The following is a 21,136-nucleotide window of genomic DNA, read 5'->3' as shown; positions in this document are numbered from 1 at the left end:
AATTTATCATATGTTGCAATACTTGTATATTCTTTTCCAATTGGACCACTCTGAATTTTTCATACTTCTTTATCTTTAAGTTCTTTCTTTTCTTTTAATGGTCATTCTCCAAAAGAATAAGAACTTAAAAAATATCCTAATCAAGCATGTGTAACTCTTGCGTTTTTAATTATTTCTTTTCTTGTTTCTCTACCACCACCAATAGCAATTAAATCTAAAACTGATTTTTCTTGTCCTATAAATTGTTTTGCGGTGGTTGGTCCTTAATTACTGGACCATTTTTGATATAAAATTCTAAATTTTAATTTGTAAAATTGGTGGTTTTAGAAATTTAGAATGTATTCTTTCATAATTATAAAACATAACATATTGATTTACATCATTTATAGCTTCATTGATGGATAAATATTGATTTGATCCTTTAGGTAGTCATTCTTGAGATAAATGAGAAAATCAGTTTTCAGATAATACATTACCACCAATATCATAAGGTTGTTTTTTGCTTAAAATTATTTGTTTATCCTCTGCTCATTTTGTGATATCCTGACAATAAAATTCGTTGGCGTTATCTGAATGTAAAATAACATTTTTTACTTGATTTCAAGAAAATTGTTTGTTGATTTTTTCAAGAGCAGGAAGAATTAAATCCTGATATGATTTATTAGGAGCAATATTATAACTAACAACATTATTTGAATAAAAATCAATAATTACAAAAAGATATAATCATCCTTCTTTAGTATTTATTTGTTTAGTGTCCATTGATCAAATTTGATTTGAAGAGGTTGTACTTTTATAATCTTTGTTTACTTTATCCATTGTAGGTATTCACTTATTTGGATTTTTTTTGTTTTTAGGATAGTTATTTTTAGTTTGTTTTAATCCTTGAATATTGTGTTCTTTCATAATTTTTCGCATTTGTTTTATTGATAATTCTATATTTAAAATGATATTTTTTTCTTGTTTTAATCACTCTTTAAAAGCTGAAAAAATTCTTAAATATCCATAAATTCTGCCTTTTCTTGTAGAATGAAATTCGATTAAAAGTTGGCATATTTTTTGATATTTATGATTGCATTTAATAATATGATTTTCTTCTTTTTTAATAGGTTTTTGTTTATTTTTTAAAAAGTAATATGTTGATCTGTTTAATTGAAGATATTGACATAGGTTTCTAATTGAATATTGATTTTTACAATCATCAATAATTTTAATTTTTTCTTTGATATTTAATTTGTTAATTACTAATGCTATTTGTTTAATTTTATCCATTAATAAAAATCCTTTCAGGTTAAAATTAGTGTTAATTATATAACACAATTGTTTTTAGAATACATTCAGGTTTTTTAAATTAATGGTCTAGTAAAAAGGGCTAAGTGGCTGCTAAGTTTCAAGGTAATATTTGTTCACTAAATCATTGTTGTAATATTCTAACTTTTGGTTGAGTTTCAATAGGCATTGATAATAGCGGAAATGCTATCTTATCTTTAACAAATAACTTTGGGTATACTTCCATATTGTCAACTTCACCAAGTACCTTTATATTGCCAAAAATCATGCTTCTAGGGGCTTTAATTTTTAAACCAATAACTTTGGTATCTTTATCTAATGGTTTTTGTAATTTAATAATTATAGGATAACCATCTCTTGTTTTAAAATCTTTAATTTTAATAATAGTAATACTTTTAGTACTTCTTGTTTTTGGATTTTGATAAGGTTGAGAATAATTATTAATAATATACAAATTATCAATATTATTTTCAGTTAATGGTTCATTAATACTAACTGCATATAACTTAAATTGATTTAATAAATTTATTTCTTGAAAAATTAAATTTTTAATATCAGTCATACTATATTCAATAGTATTATCATTAATATTAGTACTTGCTCTTTGATTTAATTGCATAGTAAAGTCTGATGTTTCAACAGCAGTAGTTTTTAATACTTTATCAACATCAATAAAACCTATTTTAATAGTATTTGCTGAAAATCTTAAACTATTATTTTCATTATTTTTAAATAAACGTTCAATTTCATAAATATATATAGTTCTTTTTTTAAATTCATCGTATGCTCTATTAATATCTGGGTCACTAGTAGCACTCATCATATTAGTAAAATCATAAGGAATATTATCAATTAAATAATCATTTTCTACTTCTGCTTGATTAAGTTTAGTTTGTTTCTGTGGAAACTTCGTTTGTGGTTTGTTGTTGTTTTCCATTGTTCTCTCCTATTAATTGGTTATTTTCGGGGTTAAATAATTTTAATTTAACTGTTAAATTATTAATTTCTTGTTCATCATTAATATTAAATGTTTTACTATTTAATAAATCTTTATCTATGCTTACTAAGATTTGAATAAATTTAAGAATATCAATATTAAATTGTCATAATTTTTGTTCAATATAATTAATAGTTGAAATATTTACTGCTGTACTTTCTGGTACTGATTGTTGTGCAGATTTCTTTTGACTTGGTATATGAATACCACAACGTTTAAATATTTCATTAACATTTCAATCGTATATATCAGTTAAATTTTTACCTTTAAAATTACTATTTGTCATATTGATATTTTCGTTTTGTTCATTATTATCTCCACCACTTTTAAATATGTAGTTTTTAGTAACTAATGTTCTTACTGCTTCTTCTAATGTTGATTGAACATTACCATAAGTTTGATTAAAAATAAATTTAGGTGAGTTTAAAATAGTATCTAAAACAATTTGTTCATAAATAACATCTAATGCTTTAATTTTATCCATTACTTTATTACAATCTGCTAATTCATTTGCTTTATTTCGCATAATTGCTATTGGTATATAATTAATATTTAGTGTTTGCTCTTGCTCTAAATTTGGATTATTAATGTATGATTTAAAAGGTAATGGAAATTGTTTTTTATTATCACTAATACTATAAATTGCACGGTTAATTGTTACTTGTTCATTATTTAATGTATAAATTTCAAATAATCTTACCATTTGTGCATTTTGTTCATAACTATCATAAAAAATAGTACATTGAATTAATTTACCAGTAATATCATAAACTCTTTGTTGTATATCAACGACTTGAAAATATAAATCATCATTAGCAATAAAAATTAAATAACCACTAATTCCTAATTTACTTAATTTAAAAATAGAATTTCAATTTTTTCTATAAAATTCTTGTTGAATTAAATATTGTTTAATAGTCTCATTATTTATTTCTAATGGAGCATTATATAAATTAGCATTATTTTCTGCTACAAAATCAGTAAAATATGTTTCATGATTAAAATCATTAAAACCAAAATAATTTAAAATAGAAGCATGAGTACTTTTATTTTTATTAGTTAAAAATTTTACTTTTTCATTTTGATTATCACTAATATTACTTTTATCTTTTCTAAAAAATCTACCTAACATAATATTCACCACCTTTCTTAAAATATTTGATTAATTTTTAATACAATTTTTACTATAATAAATATAATTAAACCTGCTATTGCTGATGATAAAAGAACTCCAATTAAACCTAAAATAATTTTTATAATTTTAAAAAACATAATCTTATTCCTGTAATTCTTCTAATTTTTTAAAAATATAATCTCTACCCATACCCCACATTATTCTATTGTTATAAATATTAATTTCAGTTTGTTGGTTATTGTTATTATTCGCTATTCATAAACTACTTTTTACAACGCTTGTATCTAATTGATAATAAAAATTAATTATTTGTCAACTATAATTTTTATTATTTTCTTTACTTGTATAATCACCATAACTTATATATATTCTATAATGTGTTTTATCTTTAAATATATATTTTATAAAATTTTGATTATTATTATTTTTATCTGTTATAACTTCTCCTACTTCTTTTCATTGTGAAATATTTGGAGTTGGTGTTGGAGTATTTGGTAATTCAATATTAATCTCATTATTTTTTAATTCATTTATTTTTAAAGTATGACTTGTAATTTTTATAGGTTGAATAATATCTACTTTAACTGTATTTTGTAATTCTTCTAATGAAAAAATATTTGCATATTTTTCATTTCCACCTTCTAAAATTAATTGTCATTTATTAATATCTAATAATTGTAAATATAAAATACCTTCTTCATTATTAATTAAACCTTTTGTAAGAAATATTTTACTTCCATGTATTCCACCTAAATAATTACCTGTTTTAAATTCTACTGTTATTCTTGTATTTACTTGATGAAATGGTGGAGATTCCCATGTAATAATTACTCTATAAAGAGTATTAAAAGCAAGATTAAAATCACCATATTTACGATTATTTATACTTTTACCTATTACTTTTCAATTTTCTTTAACTTGTTTTTTATTTATTTCATTAACAGCACCAACAATAGTTTTATTAGTAGTTTCTAATCTATCATATCTATTATTAAGTAATAATGAAATAGCAAGAGAACTATTTGAAACATCATTTATTCATAATTGGTCTCTATCATCTTTATATGGTGGTTGGCCCTTAATTACTGGACCATTTTTGATATAAAATTCTAAATTTTAATTTGTAAAATTGGTGGTTTTAGAAATTTAGAATGTATTCTTTCATAATTATAAAACATAACATATTGATTTACATCATTTATAGCTTCATTGATGGATAAATATTGATTTGATCCTTTAGGTAGTCATTCTTGAGATAAATGAGAAAATCAGTTTTCAGATAATACATTACCACCAATATCATAAGGTTGTTTTTTGCTTAAAATTATTTGTTTATCCTCTGCTCATTTTGTGATATCCTGACAATAAAATTCGTTGGCGTTATCTGAATGTAAAATAACATTTTTTACTTGATTTCAAGAAAATTGTTTGTTGATTTTTTCAAGAGCAGGAAGAATTAAATCCTGATATGATTTATTAGGAGCAATATTATAACTAACAACATTATTTGAATAAAAATCAATAATTACAAAAAGATATAATCATCCTTCTTTAGTATTTATTTGTTTAGTGTCCATTGATCAAATTTGATTTGAAGAGGTTGTACTTTTATAATCTTTGTTTACTTTATCCATTGTAGGTATTCACTTATTTGGATTTTTTTTGTTTTTAGGATAGTTATTTTTAGTTTGTTTTAATCCTTGAATATTGTGTTCTTTCATAATTTTTCGCATTTGTTTTATTGATAATTCTATATTTAAAATGATATTTTTTTCTTGTTTTAATCACTCTTTAAAAGCTGAAAAAATTCTTAAATATCCATAAATTCTGCCTTTTCTTGTAGAATGAAATTCGATTAAAAGTTGGCATATTTTTTGATATTTATGATTGCATTTAATAATATGATTTTCTTCTTTTTTAATAGGTTTTTGTTTATTTTTTAAAAAGTAATATGTTGATCTGTTTAATTGAAGATATTGACATAGGTTTCTAATTGAATATTGATTTTTACAATCATCAATAATTTTAATTTTTTCTTTGATATTTAATTTGTTAATTACTAATGCTATTTGTTTAATTTTATCCATTAATAAAAATCCTTTCAGGTTAAAATTAGTGTTAATTATATAACACAATTGTTTTTAGAATACATTCAGGTTTTTTAAATTAATGGTCTAGTAAAAAGGGCTAAGTGGCGAGTTGGCTATTTTTGCAAAAACAGTTCGTGCTGGTTGACATTCTTTTTGTCAATTATCTTTCATAAGCGGTCAAATCATTCATGTGCCTTTATGTTCTATTGATTCAATTGGGGCAAAAAAACCATCTTTTTTTGGTGTTGATGTTAATAATTTGTTCATAATTTCCTCCCCCTTTAAGTAGTACTATTTATAATAGTGGATTTATGTAACCCCTATTCTATATATAAATAGTATTTTTATTATAAAATATTTTATTTACAAAATAAAATTTATTTCATAATAAAAGTGTTAAAGTTAATTGAATCTGATTTTTATTTATCATTTTAATTAGTAAAATTAATGTAATATAAAGTATGATTTTTGTATATTATTTGCAATACATTTTATACATGCTATTATTTAGCAATAGTTATCTCTAATATTTGAGATAAACTATATGCATTATTATAGGTAATTAACAAGAGATTTTAGAAATTGTTAATTAACTTTTTCAAATAAATTATAACTAATTTATTTTAGAATTGTTCCTTTGCTTATTTTAATGAAAATTTAAAATAAAAAATTTAAAAAAATATGTTTTTCAAGCCCATTGTTTTATTTTTAATAAAATAAATGGGTTTTTTATTTGAAAGGATGTAAAAAAGTGCCTACAGAAAGTCAAGAAATAGGTTCTGATAATAAAAAGCAAAAAAATATTAAGGATTTTAGAAAAGAAATAACTTCTAAGATTACAAGTGCAAAAATAGAAAAAAAATATTGCAAACAATTAATAAAAACAATTAATAGTGATGACCTTACTATATTTTTTAATAGTTTAATTAAAGCAGATTCATTATTTTGCTTTTTAAATATTGTTCATCATCTTTATCAAGAGTTAGTTTTTCTTTATAATAATAAAAAGTTTTTAGTATTTGATGAATTTTTATTAGAAAGTTTAAAAAATTCATGACAATGAATTGAAAAAGAAAAGCAAATTTTTAATGAAGAACATAACTTAATTATTGAATTAAAAAATATAGTTAAAGAATCATTTCCAGAACAATATTTTGAAATTATAAAATTTAAACAAGAACAAGCACGAATTAATTTTGATTACTTTTTTCCTGAATTAAAACTTCCCAATAATGCGATTAATTTTTGAAAACAAATTATACAAGAAGAAAATTTAGATCAGTTTTTATCGGTAGAGTGAAAAGAAAAAATTGCTGAGTTGTGTAATGTTTTTATTAATTTTGAAAAAAATATTAAAAAATTTAAAATTATTGGTGAAGATTATGGTGGTTGGCCCTTAATTACTGGACCATTTTTGATATAAAATTCTAAATTTTAATTTGTAAAATTGGTGGTTTTAGAAATTTAGAATGTATTCTTTCATAATTATAAAACATAACATATTGATTTACATCATTTATAGCTTCATTGATGGATAAATATTGATTTGATCCTTTAGGTAGTCATTCTTGAGATAAATGAGAAAATCAGTTTTCAGATAATACATTACCACCAATATCATAAGGTTGTTTTTTGCTTAAAATTATTTGTTTATCCTCTGCTCATTTTGTGATATCCTGACAATAAAATTCGTTGGCGTTATCTGAATGTAAAATAACATTTTTTACTTGATTTCAAGAAAATTGTTTGTTGATTTTTTCAAGAGCAGGAAGAATTAAATCCTGATATGATTTATTAGGAGCAATATTATAACTAACAACATTATTTGAATAAAAATCAATAATTACAAAAAGATATAATCATCCTTCTTTAGTATTTATTTGTTTAGTGTCCATTGATCAAATTTGATTTGAAGAGGTTGTACTTTTATAATCTTTGTTTACTTTATCCATTGTAGGTATTCACTTATTTGGATTTTTTTTGTTTTTAGGATAGTTATTTTTAGTTTGTTTTAATCCTTGAATATTGTGTTCTTTCATAATTTTTCGCATTTGTTTTATTGATAATTCTATATTTAAAATGATATTTTTTTCTTGTTTTAATCACTCTTTAAAAGCTGAAAAAATTCTTAAATATCCATAAATTCTGCCTTTTCTTGTAGAATGAAATTCGATTAAAAGTTGGCATATTTTTTGATATTTATGATTGCATTTAATAATATGATTTTCTTCTTTTTTAATAGGTTTTTGTTTATTTTTTAAAAAGTAATATGTTGATCTGTTTAATTGAAGATATTGACATAGGTTTCTAATTGAATATTGATTTTTACAATCATCAATAATTTTAATTTTTTCTTTGATATTTAATTTGTTAATTACTAATGCTATTTGTTTAATTTTATCCATTAATAAAAATCCTTTCAGGTTAAAATTAGTGTTAATTATATAACACAATTGTTTTTAGAATACATTCAGGTTTTTTAAATTAATGGTCTAGTAAAAAGGGCTAAGTGGCTATGTAAAATATCCTTTCATAAAAACAGATTTTTTATAATAATCAGATAAATCTACTTTACCACCAGTAGCGCTAATTTTATTATTTTCATCAATAGTTATATTAGTACCAGCAATTAATTTATCTTGTTTTTTATCTAATAAATTATTAGTTTCTAGTTTTGTATAATAATCACGTTCAGTACTTTCTTCTGCTATAAATTCAGTTGGTGCACCTTTTCCTATATATTGATATATTTCTTCTATATCACCAATTAAGTTAATTTTTCCACGTTCAGGGTAAGAATTACCTCCACCACTAAATTTTTTATTTCTATTGTTATAGTAAATAGTTCCGGTATTTAAAATTTTTTTATTTTGGATTTGTTCACTATACGTCATGGAATCAACATTTAACAATTCAAATTCATTAAAAACATTATTTAAATAAATTTTAATTACTTTATAAAATTTCATAAAATTATTTTCTGTTGAATATTGATAAATGATTTTAATAAAATATCATTTAAATGTTTCTATATTATTATTTTCAACTTTTTTTCATAAGGGACTAGTTTCAATATTAAATCAATTATTTTTAACATCATTAATATTTTCATTTGCTTTAATTAATTCATTATTTAATTTGGTAATTTCATTTTCATTTGTAGTAATTCGTTTTTGTTGTTTAGCAGAAAAATCACAAGTTGGTGCATGTGTATAATCACCAATTTGTGGATTATTTTGTAATGCTTCGGGTGGTAATGTTCCAATTTCATCAGGTCAATCTAAAATCATTGTTTCAGTTTCTTTATCATAATCAGTTGCTACATAACCTTTATTAACAAATTTACTAACAGGACCTCTATATATTTCATTTTCATTATCATCAACTAAATCATCATACAATTTAATTTGTTTTAATAATGTAAATTCTTTTTGTTGTTCAATTAATTCATCAACTTGATTTCTAGTATAAAATGCTTTTAAGTCAATTTTTTCAACATCTATTTCATCATCATTATAACTTGAAAATATTTGTTTTAATTCTGTTAATCTTGCTCATATTTTCATTCTACTAGGTGCTAAATCTCAAACATTAATCGTAGGAGTACTATTTGCACTAAATTGACTACCATTATTAAATTGAATAGTAGCATCAACATTAAATTCAATTGGTGTACGATTAAATACTCAATGTTCAACCATTACATAAACCATATCTCTTAATGTTTCTTTAATTAATTCATCTTTAAAACTATCAAAAGGAAATTTAGATAAAATAAAATCAAGATAAGCATTAATATCATTTTGCGCGCGAATAGCAAAAGTTTTAAATCAATCATTAACATTTGGTCATGTATTGATATATTGTGGTGGGGTTTCTATAATTTTTCCAGTTAATGGATATCAGTTATTATAATTTTCTAGACTGACACCAGTTCAAAGTTTATTAATCATAATTTATCATTCCTTAAAAAATGCTTGTTTATAATGATGAGTATGTTTTTTTGTTTTTTTATGTGTTATATGCTCAATTTCTTTTTGTATTTTATTTTTACCTTTTTTTAATTTTTTCTTACCTTTTGCTATAACTTGACTATATGCAAACTTTTCTAAATGATGTAATAATCCAGTACCAAATAAAGTATTAACTGAAAACTTTAAACCAACATTTTTAAATGATTTGTTAATATTTTCAATAGGATTATTAATAACATTTACTACTTTATGATAAGTTCTAATAGTTCTAAATATTTCTCTATATACTTTAAAACTATCTCTAATTACTTGTTGAACCACTGGTGGAGCAAATGCTATTGCTTTTAATCATTTATTATGATTAACACCATAACCAATGTATCAACCACTATATCAACGATATCAATGAAATGGATGTATTTGAGTAACAAAAGTTTTTGCTTTAAGAATACTATCAACAACTGTAATTGGTTTATATTTAGGATTGCGATGATAAATGGTAATTGCACATTTATCTAATGACAAAGGTTGAATTTTACAACCCATAAATACTGGTGAATTTAATGGAATTAATTGTGCATGTTTAATTGCTCTTTTTTCTGCACTAGTAAATAAATCAGTTACTTTTTCTTTTAATTTATTAATTTTTTCAAATGCTTGTTTTTCTAACTTTTCAAATTTTTCTTGTAATTTATATATACTTTCTCTTATTTTTTCAAAATTTATTTAAACCTTTTTTTAAATAAAATCTAATATCAAAATATTTAAAACTTTGATTTGCTTTTAAAACAAGTTGATGAATAACATTATTTTTAAAATTAAATTTAATAGAATTAGCACGAATTTTTTGTAAATCTAAAATTAAAGTTTTTCCATATCTATTTTCTGAATGTATTGTATGAACTAAATTTAATCAATCATGTTGGTTCATAGATAGTACTTTTTTTAAATCAGTATTAAATTTTTTTAAAAAGTTATTTGCTTTTTCAATATCTTTAATTTTAAATTTAGGAGTTAATTGTGGACTTAATTTTATTAATGTATTTTGTAATAATAAGTGTTCTTTTAACTTTTGTGTTTCTAATTTTTGAAAATTATTTTTATATTGTCTTTCAGCAACATAACCTAAATCTCGTAATACTGTTTCACGATTAGGAGTAAAACTATAATTCATTAAATAACGTTTATTACCAATAATTTTATCTGTTAAAATTTCTTTTCCACTTACTTGACTAATAACTTCTTGTAAATTTTTGGCTTCTTTAATACCAACTTGTTCTAATGTTTTAGTTTCTTGTGCTAGTTTAATAAATTTAGTAGTACGATAACCACGACTAATTTTATTAAGTCCAGCAAATGCAGGTAATAAATTTAAGAAAGTATTTAATTTTGTTACATTTCCTTTTAAATAATCATAAACTTGATTAATAGTAAAATCAGTTGTAGCATAAATACCAAAATTAATAGTACTTGCAATAAAATCACTTGCACCTAATCCAAGTGCTATACTTTCACTTAATCCACCAGTAAAAGGAGCAAGTGCTACTGCTATAACTTGTACACCAATCATTTCTAAAATTTCTCATCAAAAACTTTTATTTTCTTGTTGGTTACTTGTTCTAGTATGTTTTGGTTTATTTATGTTTAAAAGTATTGCTGTACTAGTTGTACCAATTGGCATGATATTAATTTCCTTTATTTAAGAGTTATTTTAATTGGATTTGTTAAACCTTTATAATTTAAATCATTAACATTTGCAGTAATAGTTATATATAAGTCACCTGCTTTTTGTTTTTGATTACTTACATTAATTTTTCCTTGTGCATCACTAAAATATTTAATAGTTGGATTTGTTAAATTTGGATTTAATGATTTAAGTTCATTAGTACTTTTTATTTCTGTATTTAATTCATTGTTATTGTTATTAACATTTGCAGTAATATTTGTTGTTAAAACTGTAATTTTAGTTTTTAAATCATTTTTTTCTGTTTTAATAACTCCACATAACATTCATCTTGATGTTGTTTCATTATTAGAAATATATGGTATTGCTTCTCCAACAACTTCACCAGCAACTTTATATGCTCTTCCTGCTTTATCATCTTTAATAAAATCTACATAAATAACTGTATTTTCTATCATGTATCTTTTCATCACTCTTGGTGTTGCTAAAATAAAGGTCATTAATTGTTGTTCATTTTTATCATTAGTAAAAATCATATAGTCATCAAGAACGATTTCACATAATACACCTTTTACATATAAATTATTTCCATTTAAACGTAATTGTTGTGCCAACTGATTATCGGTAATTAAACCTTTATTATCTGCTAAATAAACTAAACTATCATAAAGACCATTAGTAATAAAAAATTTACTATTTGCAATGTTTCTAAATTGAAACAAAGTATTTCAAGCAGATAACATTGATTTTAAATAGCCTACTGGTGTTGTATCTTCAATATCGATTTTAGTAGCAAATTTTGCAATTGCTTGTGTATCATCAATTGCTAATTTATCTGCTAAATCATTTGCAACTTCATATTGCATACTATCTAATAAATTTTGTCCATTATTTGCTTTTAAATCTACATCTGCAATAATTTCTCCTGCAAGATATTTTTTAGTTATTTTTTTACTAATTTTATCTGTATCAACATATGGTAATTCATATCTTTTACTTTTATCATCCCAAGCAATATTTTTTACTTCCGGTTTTTTTGGTTTTTTAACAATAAATTCAATATTTACTGAGTCAACAATTTCAGTAGGAAAAAAGTTTGCCCATGGACTATTTGAAATTTTAAAAAACTCTATAAATTATGGTGCTTCTACTAATCTCTCTGTATTGTCTAAATTTTGATTAAATGGTACTGACATTTTATTTCTTCCTTTCGTTTATAAATAATTTTTCTTTTTATAATTAATTAAAAAATTTTCTTTATCATTTGGTTTATTATTAATAATTATTTGTTTATTACCACCTGTATTAATTGTTTGTTTAAATACTGGTTGTTCTTTAATCATTTTTTTAATAGTTTCTTCAATTTTTGAATTTTCTATATTACTTGTTTTAAATTTTAAATAATCATAAAATTCAGTTTTAACTTGATATTTTTTAAATATATTAATAATTTCTTTTTCTTTAATTTCTAAATTAAGTTTATTTAACTTATTTTCTGCTTCATTAACTTTATTTTCTATTTCTTGTTGAGCATTATTTTCATTTAAAGGTTCAGTTGTTTGTTGAACATTATTTTCATTTTCTAACATTTAACATTCTCCTAATCTTATCCCAATAATCAATCTTTAACTAATTGTGGCATTTCACTTATTAATTTTTTATAATCATTAACTGCGTTTTCTAATGTATCAATATCAGAAAATTTAAAACAATTATCAATATGTAAATCAAAATCTCTATCAATACTGATATCTTGTTTTCTATATTTTTCATTAAATTCAATTTTTGTCATATTATTTTTCTCCTTTATTAATTTTTTCGTTTAATTTTGCTAATTTTTTTTGATGTTTGATAATTTTGTTATTTGCTCTAACATGTTTTGGAGTTGTGATAAATCTTTTTAATAAAACAATAATTTCTCTGCATATTAATGTTCCAACACTTGTTCCAATAATTATTAATTCATGTAAAAATTCTTTCATTTGAATATTTTCCTTTCAATTTTTAATTTTTTTAATTATTCATCAAATTGCCCACCATTAATTCTTTCAATCATTGATTGTGAATTACTTATAATAGTTACTAATAAAGAAATTTCTTTATTTAATTGTTCCATCCTTTCTTTATGTGTTTTTATTTCGTGATTATAATATTCAATTAATTTTTCTTTATTCATAAATTACTCACCTCCTTTATAAACTCATGTGATTATAATCTCAATTTAATGAAGCATTATCGTGATTTAATGCTACTTTGCTCATATTATCACTACCGTATTGACTAGTTGTTTCACTATTAATTGTGAATCTATTATCATTTACTAATCTTGCAGTTTCATCATTAAATGATGTTTCTTGCATTTCTTGAATATGATTTGTAGTTTCAATAGGTAATAAATTATGGATTATTTCACTTGCACCAGCAACTATGGTAGGTACTGCATAAGCATTCATAAAATCATTATTAATACCCATAGCAACCCCACTTGATATTAAACAACCACCAGTTGCCATATTACAAATTTTTCTTATTGTTTCAAATTTATTAGGTATTAACTCAGTTAATCCACTAATAAGATTTGAAATACCATAAGTATTTAATGAAATATAAGTATCTCAATCCATTAATGACTGATGTTCTTGTTTATTTAATAGTAATCATGGCGGACCTTCTGTTGTGGTTGTAGTAGTTATTGGAATTGGTGTTATTGGAATAATAGGATTAATATTATTTTCTGTTCATTTACTATAATTTGCTAAACCAATTGTTCCTAATCCTAATGCTATTTTTTTAGAACTATTAATTAATTTAGTTTTAGTATTTGGTCTTTGATTTAAATTTCAAATATCTAAACCTAATTTTTTACCAAATAATAAACTATTAATTGAACCTAATATTGGTTTAGCAATTACTTGACCATAATAAGCACTTGTACCAATCATTGCACAAATAGGACTTATACCAGTTCTAATTAATTTAGTTAAAGTATAATTTGATTGATTTTCTATATTTGGCATTTTAATCTCCTTTAATTTTCTAATTTTTTAATTGTTACTTTAATTCAACCTTGATAAACATCATTATCACCAACTATTAATGCAACATTACTTTCGGGGTCAGAAACAATTATGTGTTTTGATTTAACATTTGGGTATTGTCTTAAAATAATTGCTCTAATATCATTACTTGTATGAATTGCTTTTGGAAATGGTGATAATATTTCAATTTCATCTTTATTTTCAAACAAAGTAGGTAATATTATCATTAATTATTCTCCTTATTTTTAATTTGATTAGAAATTTCACTTAATATTTTCAATATTTTATATTCATTTTTTAAATCTTTAATTATATAAATTAAAAATATTATTAGTGTTATACTTGTTATTAATATTGGTGCTATTAATAAAATTTTTCATAATATCATTTTTTACTCTTTTCATTTTTTAAATCATTTAACATTGATTGAACAAAATGCACGATTTTTAGGAATGTTTAAAGGCCACTTGCCACTTGCCACTTAGCCCTTTTTACTAGACCATTAATTTAAAAAACCTGAATGTATTCTAAAAACAATTGTGTTATATAATTAACACTAATTTTAACCTGAAAGGATTTTTATTAATGGATAAAATTAAACAAATAGCATTAGTAATTAACAAATTAAATATCAAAGAAAAAATTAAAATTATTGATGATTGTAAAAATCAATATTCAATTAGAAACCTATGTCAATATCTTCAATTAAACAGATCAACATATTACTTTTTAAAAAATAAACAAAAACCTATTAAAAAAGAAGAAAATCATATTATTAAATGCAATCATAAATATCAAAAAATATGCCAACTTTTAATCGAATTTCATTCTACAAGAAAAGGCAGAATTTATGGATATTTAAGAATTTTTTCAGCTTTTAAAGAGTGATTAAAACAAGAAAAAAATATCATTTTAAATATAGAATTATCAATAAAACAAATGCGAAAAATTATGAAAGAACACAATATTCAAGGATTAAAACAAACTAAAAATAACTATCCTAAAAACAAAAAAAATCCAAATAAGTGAATACCTACAATGGATAAAGTAAACAAAGATTATAAAAGTACAACCTCTTCAAATCAAATTTGATCAATGGACACTAAACAAATAAATACTAAAGAAGGATGATTATATCTTTTTGTAATTATTGATTTTTATTCAAATAATGTTGTTAGTTATAATATTGCTCCTAATAAATCATATCAGGATTTAATTCTTCCTGCTCTTGAAAAAATCAACAAACAATTTTCTTGAAATCAAGTAAAAAATGTTATTTTACATTCAGATAACGCCAACGAATTTTATTGTCAGGATATCACAAAATGAGCAGAGGATAAACAAATAATTTTAAGCAAAAAACAACCTTATGATATTGGTGGTAATGTATTATCTGAAAACTGATTTTCTCATTTATCTCAAGAATGACTACCTAAAGGATCAAATCAATATTTATCCATCAATGAAGCTATAAATGATGTAAATCAATATGTTATGTTTTATAATTATGAAAGAATACATTCTAAATTTCTAAAACCACCAATTTTACAAATTAAAATTTAGAATTTTATATCAAAAATGGTCCAGTAATTAAGGGCCAACCACCGAATTATTGTTTTAAATCATAAATAAATATCAGTTCCATATTTACTTCTTTCTTGGCTATTACTAATGATACCTATTCAAAATACTAACATTGTAATTGTAATATAAATAGTAATGCTTAATAAAATATAAAAACTTGGTTTTGAGTTTTCTTTAAATTTACTTTCAAATAAAAAAGCAAATAAATAAATGAGTACTAAATAATTAGTTTGAGTTGTAAAATAAAAATAATAAATTGCTAATCTTTCAGTTGGTTTATTAACATTAGGAACAATGAAAGCATTGGGATAATTAATAGTAATTATTAAATCAAAAATTAAAAATAAAGAAATAATAAGTAGGCCAAATAAACGTCAAATAAATTTAATAAGATTTCTTTTTTTTTAATCGGTATTCACTACTATTTTTTCAATTCATATTTTTTCTCCTATTTATATTAGAATTAAATTTAATTAAATTTTTGATAGGAAATTTATTTTTTTATTATGATTGAATATGCTACTTATTTAGTATATCAAGTTTTTCCTTATCACTATTAATATTTACTAACTGATTATTTAAAACACTTAATAAGTTAAAAAAAATTAACTTATTAATTATTTAATCTTGATTTTTTGCTAATAAAGTTTATCCTTAATGTTAAGGATATAATTTTTATCCTTATAATTTTAATGAATATATAAGTAATTATATAAGTATTAAAATTATATATGTTGATTTAACAAAAAGTTTAATAATTGATTATATATCCTTAGTTTTATTTTATTAAAACTAAGATTTTAAGTATTTAATTAAATATGCTTAATTTAATATTATAATTATAAACACAAATAATAGGTAAAAAAGGAGTAATCATAATGACAAATTTCTTATCTTTTAGTTTTAAAAAAACTAAAAGTTTTAAAACAATAAGTTTGGCTTTGGCATTATCTCTTACTAGTAGTTTAATGATAGTTACTAATCATCAATCTAATATTAGTACTGTTAATGAGAGTAACAAACTTTCTGGGTTTCATATTACTGTTAAGGAAAATAATAAAAATTTAATTAGTGAAGCTAATACTTGAAATTCAATTAATAATAATTATGAAGATTTTATTAGATTGCATAAAGAAGTAATAACAGAACAATTTAATGATTGATCAGACCTTATTAATAAGGTTAATAATAATCCAAATGATAATCTTAGTAAAGATGTTAATGAGAAATTTAAGAAACAAATTAAAAACAAAGCTAATAATATCTTGCCAGATAATGGTATTAAATATTTTACTGATAAAGTTATTGGTCGTAGTGTTGCTAAACAAAGTTTTAATGATATTGCTAGTTTTGGCTATGTTTATGTTGGTTACCATGATAATAGTTTACCAGCGCAGATTAACAATGGTATTTTTGCAACGGTAAATCCTAGGGTAGATTTTAATAATTATTTTAGTATTCCTTATATGATTAAACCAAGCGATGATTTTTTAAATAGTCATAAAAGTGTTCAAGATCGGTTAGCGATTTTGCCACTTAATAATGGTAATCCCAATGATACTAATCAACCAATGTTAGCTATTTTAGCAAAAAATAAAAATGATAAGAATGAACAATTATTAATAAATGATAAAAATGATGAAGTTTTTGATAATGGTTCAATTAGTTATGCAATATTAAATCATAAACCAGGTGATCATTTAAAATCAACTATTTTTAATGTTAGTGTTAAAGATAGTGGTTATAGTAAAACTATTAAGTTAACAAATAATAGTTCAAATATTCAATTTAGTACTATTAGTGATGAAAAAGTTAAAGAAAATCCTGTAATTGTACCTCAATATTTAGTTCAAAATAATTCACAAGATAATAAAAATACATTAATAGTTATGAATAAAGCTATTGAGAAAGCTAAAGTAAATATTAGTGATTCACAACAACATTGACTAAAATGAAAAGTTGATTCACAAACTTTACAAAAAGCAAAAAATGATTTGGGAACACCTATTAAAGATGGTGATAATTTAACTCTTAATCAAGGAAGTAATTTTCAAGTTTATTGTATAGGTTTAGATACATCTGACTTACAACGTCAAGCTGTTTCTGAACAATATATTACTGTTTATAGAAGCAATACAAAAATACCTAATTTTCCAAATTGTACTGATTTTTTTGAAAAAACTAATAATTTATTAGCGGGTTTTCAACAATATTTAACTAGTGCTACTAACAATAGTATTAAAATTGAAGATTTAAAAAATAATGCTGCTGGTGAGTTTTTATCATGATTTATTCAATATCAAGGTGATATTACTAAACAAAATTATGTTAATTATTTACAAAGTAATAATTCAGATCGTCCCTGAGATGTTAATATATCATTAACAACTAAAATGTTAGTTAATAATTGAAATATTATTATCATTTGTGGATTCATTATTAGTTTTTTAACTATAATTCCAATAGTTGTTGTTATTATTCGTAAAAAGAAATATTTAAAATAAAGTTTGTTATTTTTAAGTAGTACTTGTTAAAAAACAATATTTTATATAAAAATATAAAATGATAAGTGTAAAAAATGTTATTACTTGTTTTTTCTTTTTAGTGAGTTACAATAAAAATGGCAGTTATAAATGTTTAGAAAATATTTAGGTAATGCCGGTTTTAATTTTATATTTGACTTTAAGTCCTTGTATACTATATATGCTATACAAGGAGTTTTTATATAATTTTAAAATAAAATATATTAAGAAAAAGGAGGCAAAAAATAACAAAATAATATTTAAAAAAAATAATACAATTTCAAATTTTTACTTTTCACAAATATATATTCCTCCCTACAATTTTTTTTCAATATTTTTTAAATAATAAATAATAGTAATAAAGTGTACTAGTTTATAAACTAGTACACTTTATTTATAAATTATTTTACATTAAAAATTTGTATCTCTTAAAGCCGCTATTGGTTTATTATTTTTTTTATAAAGGATATTATTATAAAGAGTAAAAAGTAACATCAAAATTATGTATAAGATTAAAATTGCAAAGATATAAATAAAGAAAGTAGTTAAACTTTTATGAAAATCTAAAAATGGATATGGAAATGAATAATCAATTTCTGTTGTTCCTTTTCTTAAAAAACCAACAAAATTTCCTTTAGCAAGTGCATAACCTAAATATACAAACATGTAAATAGAAATAATTGGTATTCAAAGATATGTTTGTTTTCCAAGTTTTCAGTAGTATTTACCAGCAGAAAACATAAAATATAAAATCACTATCACTGGTACTATTAAATGTAATAAAAATGTATTTATAAAATTTAATATGCTAATACTATTACTACTATCTAAATTATTTATCATTGGTTTAAATAATACAGCAAAAAATACGATAAGAGTTACGGTAATATAAACAGTAATTGCTAATGAAAAGCGCCCAAAAACAAATTGTGCGCGATTGTCATGAAAACGATTTGTTAATACAAAACAAAAGAAAAGAAAAACTAAAAAATTTGACTGAATAGTAAAGGTAGAAATCATTGTTCAAATACCAACTCATGGGCCATCTGGAGTTCATAAATTATGAGGATTAGGTGTTCCAACTGTTATTGGTTTATACTCAATTAAAACTATTGCAAATTGCATTATTAGACCTATAACAGCAATAATTAGTCCAGATCAAAGTAAAAAATCAGAAAATTTACTTTTAAATCCTATATTTTTTCCTATTCCCATATGGATCAACTCACAATTCTATATTTTTTCTATTTTAATTACATTATACATGATATTATAATAAGTATGTAAGATATTAGAAAATTATTAATAGCAACTAAATGAAATAATAAGGTGATGTTATGTATCAATTATATTTAGATACAACAAATAACAAATTAACAGTGGTGATTTTGCAAGCTAATAAAATTTTAGCAAGTTCATCATTTATTGCTTGACAAAAACAAACAGAATTGGCAATTCCAACTATTACTAATTTACTTGTAAAATGTAAAATAAAATTAAAAGATATTTCAAAAGTAGTTATTGCAAATGGTCCTGGCAGTTATACTGGAATTAGAGTAGCAATTACTTTTGTCAAAACACTTAAAGTTTTGAATAGTTTTTTAACGGTTTTTACTATTAATAGTTTATTATTACAGGCAGGATTAATAAAATCAATAAGTGTTTTGTCAGCATACAATAATAAAAGTTATTTGGCAGTATGTGATAATGGAAAAATAATTATTCAGCCGCAATTAGTAGATGAAAATGCTAAAATTGGTATTATTAGTGATTTACTAGATTATAAAATAATTGAAAATTTAGAAAAGTGTAATATTGTGGAAAATTTTCAAAAGTTGTCACCATATTTTATCGAAGTAAAAAACATGGAAGATTTGCAACCATATTATATTAATGATCCATTTTCATCACATAATTAAAAAATAATAATATTTAAATATTTTACATTAGTTTAAAAAGGAGTTTTTACATGCTTATCAATGATAATTTTTGATCTAGAGTATCAAAGGAAGAAAATAATTTCACAAAAAAAGAAAAAGTTCTTATTAACTATATTAATAAGAATAGTCAAAAAATGGATCAAGTTACTATTAGTTCTTTGGCTAAAGAAAATACTGTTGGTTATAGTGTTGTTTATAATTTAATTAAGAAATTAGGATTTAAAGGTTATCGTGAATTTATCATTAGTTTAGCTGCGCAAGAAACTACTTTCAAAGCTTTAAATCGTGAGTTTTTTGGTGATCGTAGTGTTTTAAAAGAACATTATAAAAAACTAATGGATTTAAATGATTCAACGATTAATTATGAGGAATTACAAAGATTTATTAATTGAATAGATGATAATCGTAAAGCTTGTATTTATTTAGCAGGTATTGGTCATTCTGGTTTAGGTGCGGAGGATTTATCAAATAAATTATATCGGTTTGGTTTACGATCAATCTGTTTAAATAAAGATGATGATAGTATTTTAATGCATGCTTCTTTAATTATTCCAGAAGATGTAATAATTCTTTTTTCATTATCAGGTAAAACCGCTACTATTGTTGAAGCAGCTAAACTTGCTAAAAAGAATAATGCTAAAATTGCAGTTGTTACATCACAAGATAAAACTGAATTAGTGACTTATGCTGATTGAACATTTAATATTGTTTCTTCAGGACTTTATGAAGCACAAGAAATATTTATTTCTCCATTATTTGCTATTACTTATTTTAATGATTTAGTAACAACATATTTATTAAAATCAAAGCATAAAGATTGATATTTAGAAAATAGAATTAAAACTAATAAAGTAATTAAAAAATTTAATTAATTTTTTAAAT

Annotated in this window: 25 protein-coding genes; 5 read left to right on the top strand and 20 right to left on the bottom strand. The window is 22.3% G+C overall.

The genetic code is table 4. The annotated features are described in order from the left end of the window. Positions 1-294: 294 nt before the first annotated feature. The 6 genes from AAHM89_RS08595 to AAHM89_RS08570 all read right to left on the bottom strand — a co-directional run bounded on the left by AAHM89_RS08595 (position 295) and on the right by AAHM89_RS08570 (position 5,779). Positions 295-1,272, bottom strand: coding sequence for an IS3 family transposase (locus tag AAHM89_RS08595; protein WP_342265776.1), 978 nt, complete (start codon positions 1,270-1,272; stop codon positions 295-297). 100 nt (positions 1,273-1,372) lie between these two features. Next, positions 1,373-2,227 (bottom strand): hypothetical protein, encoded by an 855-nt coding sequence (locus tag AAHM89_RS08590; protein WP_342266065.1) that lies wholly within the window; start codon positions 2,225-2,227, stop codon positions 1,373-1,375. Continuing rightward, positions 2,178-3,419 (bottom strand): hypothetical protein, encoded by a 1,242-nt coding sequence (locus AAHM89_RS08585; protein ID WP_342266064.1) that lies wholly within the window; start codon positions 3,417-3,419, stop codon positions 2,178-2,180. The genes AAHM89_RS08590 and AAHM89_RS08585 overlap by 50 nt, the downstream gene beginning before the upstream one ends. A gap of 17 nt (positions 3,420-3,436) precedes the next feature. Continuing rightward, positions 3,437-3,559: a hypothetical protein gene (locus tag AAHM89_RS08580; RefSeq protein WP_342266063.1), complete on the bottom strand. Its 123-nt coding sequence runs from the start codon at positions 3,557-3,559 to the stop codon at positions 3,437-3,439. Positions 3,560-4,531: 972 nt separating this feature from the next. Continuing rightward, a complete protein-coding gene (locus AAHM89_RS08575) occupies positions 4,532-5,509 on the bottom strand; it encodes an IS3 family transposase (protein WP_342265776.1) in 978 nt (325 codons plus the stop codon). Positions 5,510-5,596: 87 nt separating this feature from the next. Next, positions 5,597-5,779: a hypothetical protein gene (locus AAHM89_RS08570; protein ID WP_342266062.1), complete on the bottom strand. Its 183-nt coding sequence runs from the start codon at positions 5,777-5,779 to the stop codon at positions 5,597-5,599. A gap of 484 nt (positions 5,780-6,263) precedes the next feature. Between AAHM89_RS08570 and AAHM89_RS08565 the strand changes: the two genes are divergently transcribed. Further along, positions 6,264-6,935 (top strand): hypothetical protein, encoded by a 672-nt coding sequence (locus AAHM89_RS08565; RefSeq protein WP_342266061.1) that lies wholly within the window; start codon positions 6,264-6,266, stop codon positions 6,933-6,935. A 4-nt stretch (positions 6,936-6,939) separates the two neighbouring features. Here the strand turns inward: AAHM89_RS08565 and AAHM89_RS08560 are convergent, their stop codons facing one another. From AAHM89_RS08560 to AAHM89_RS08505, 12 genes are all read right to left on the bottom strand, one after another. Beyond that, entirely contained in the window at positions 6,940-7,917 is a 978-nt protein-coding gene (locus tag AAHM89_RS08560; RefSeq protein WP_342265776.1) for an IS3 family transposase, read from the bottom strand. A gap of 108 nt (positions 7,918-8,025) precedes the next feature. Further along, positions 8,026-9,465 carry a hypothetical protein gene (locus AAHM89_RS08555; RefSeq protein ID WP_342266060.1) on the bottom strand — a complete coding sequence of 480 codons (1,440 nt, stop codon included), beginning with the start codon at positions 9,463-9,465 and terminating at the stop codon, positions 8,026-8,028. 3 nt (positions 9,466-9,468) lie between these two features. Then, a complete protein-coding gene (locus AAHM89_RS08550) occupies positions 9,469-10,032 on the bottom strand; it encodes a hypothetical protein (RefSeq protein ID WP_342266059.1) in 564 nt (187 codons plus the stop codon). Between the two features lie 145 nt (positions 10,033-10,177). Then, complete coding sequence (locus AAHM89_RS08545) at positions 10,178-11,167, bottom strand: hypothetical protein (protein WP_342266058.1); 990 nt, start codon at positions 11,165-11,167, stop codon at positions 10,178-10,180. Positions 11,168-11,181: 14 nt separating this feature from the next. After that, on the bottom strand, positions 11,182-12,036 hold the full coding sequence (locus tag AAHM89_RS08540) for a hypothetical protein (protein ID WP_342266057.1): 855 nt from the start codon (positions 12,034-12,036) through the stop codon (positions 11,182-11,184). 348 nt (positions 12,037-12,384) lie between these two features. Continuing rightward, positions 12,385-12,759, bottom strand: coding sequence for a hypothetical protein (locus AAHM89_RS08535; protein WP_342266056.1), 375 nt, complete (start codon positions 12,757-12,759; stop codon positions 12,385-12,387). 17 nt (positions 12,760-12,776) lie between these two features. After that, positions 12,777-12,962: a hypothetical protein gene (locus AAHM89_RS08530; RefSeq protein ID WP_281748210.1), complete on the bottom strand. Its 186-nt coding sequence runs from the start codon at positions 12,960-12,962 to the stop codon at positions 12,777-12,779. Position 12,963: 1 nt separating this feature from the next. Then, positions 12,964-13,152 (bottom strand): hypothetical protein, encoded by a 189-nt coding sequence (locus AAHM89_RS08525; protein WP_174481134.1) that lies wholly within the window; start codon positions 13,150-13,152, stop codon positions 12,964-12,966. A 35-nt stretch (positions 13,153-13,187) separates the two neighbouring features. After that, positions 13,188-13,346: a hypothetical protein gene (locus AAHM89_RS08520; protein WP_174480221.1), complete on the bottom strand. Its 159-nt coding sequence runs from the start codon at positions 13,344-13,346 to the stop codon at positions 13,188-13,190. A gap of 16 nt (positions 13,347-13,362) precedes the next feature. Further along, positions 13,363-14,187 (bottom strand): hypothetical protein, encoded by an 825-nt coding sequence (locus AAHM89_RS08515; RefSeq protein ID WP_342266055.1) that lies wholly within the window; start codon positions 14,185-14,187, stop codon positions 13,363-13,365. Between the two features lie 11 nt (positions 14,188-14,198). After that, on the bottom strand, positions 14,199-14,435 hold the full coding sequence (locus tag AAHM89_RS08510; RefSeq protein WP_174480108.1) for a hypothetical protein: 237 nt from the start codon (positions 14,433-14,435) through the stop codon (positions 14,199-14,201). Then, positions 14,435-14,596: a hypothetical protein gene (locus AAHM89_RS08505; RefSeq protein ID WP_338978831.1), complete on the bottom strand. Its 162-nt coding sequence runs from the start codon at positions 14,594-14,596 to the stop codon at positions 14,435-14,437. The genes AAHM89_RS08510 and AAHM89_RS08505 overlap by 1 nt, the downstream gene beginning before the upstream one ends. A 197-nt stretch (positions 14,597-14,793) precedes the next feature. On the opposite strand from AAHM89_RS08505, the gene AAHM89_RS08500 reads away from it, so the two are divergent. Then, positions 14,794-15,771: an IS3 family transposase gene (locus AAHM89_RS08500; protein WP_342265776.1), complete on the top strand. Its 978-nt coding sequence runs from the start codon at positions 14,794-14,796 to the stop codon at positions 15,769-15,771. Here AAHM89_RS08500 and AAHM89_RS08495 read toward each other — a convergent pair. After that, positions 15,768-15,905, bottom strand: coding sequence for a hypothetical protein (locus AAHM89_RS08495; RefSeq protein WP_342266054.1), 138 nt, complete (start codon positions 15,903-15,905; stop codon positions 15,768-15,770). The two genes, AAHM89_RS08500 and AAHM89_RS08495, sit on opposite strands and share 4 nt — an antisense overlap. Positions 15,906-16,670: 765 nt before the next feature. On the opposite strand from AAHM89_RS08495, the gene AAHM89_RS08490 reads away from it, so the two are divergent. Continuing rightward, positions 16,671-18,296: a hypothetical protein gene (locus AAHM89_RS08490; RefSeq protein WP_342266053.1), complete on the top strand. Its 1,626-nt coding sequence runs from the start codon at positions 16,671-16,673 to the stop codon at positions 18,294-18,296. A 429-nt stretch (positions 18,297-18,725) separates the two neighbouring features. Here the strand turns inward: AAHM89_RS08490 and AAHM89_RS08485 are convergent, their stop codons facing one another. Next, the gene (locus tag AAHM89_RS08485; protein ID WP_338988448.1) at positions 18,726-19,439 is read right to left on the bottom strand and encodes a hypothetical protein; all 714 of its coding nucleotides are present in this window, start codon (positions 19,437-19,439) and stop codon (positions 18,726-18,728) included. A 212-nt stretch (positions 19,440-19,651) separates the two neighbouring features. Here AAHM89_RS08485 and tsaB point away from each other — a divergent pair, with 212 nt between their 5' ends. Next, on the top strand, positions 19,652-20,233 hold the full coding sequence (tsaB, locus tag AAHM89_RS08480; protein WP_252320355.1) for a tRNA (adenosine(37)-N6)-threonylcarbamoyltransferase complex dimerization subunit type 1 TsaB: 582 nt from the start codon (positions 19,652-19,654) through the stop codon (positions 20,231-20,233). Positions 20,234-20,283: 50 nt separating this feature from the next. Further along, positions 20,284-21,126, top strand: a complete 843-nt coding sequence (locus tag AAHM89_RS08475) for a MurR/RpiR family transcriptional regulator (RefSeq protein ID WP_252320354.1) — start codon at positions 20,284-20,286, stop codon at positions 21,124-21,126. The last annotated feature ends 10 nt before the right edge of the window (positions 21,127-21,136 follow it).

Origin of the sequence: Spiroplasma endosymbiont of Villa modesta, assembly GCF_964030925.1 — a bacterium.
Lineage (GTDB): Bacteria > Bacillota_I > Bacilli_A > Mycoplasmatales > VBWQ01 > Spiroplasma_E.
The sequence above is the reverse complement of the archived record's forward strand: the minus strand, read 5'-3'. Positions and strand labels throughout refer to the sequence as shown.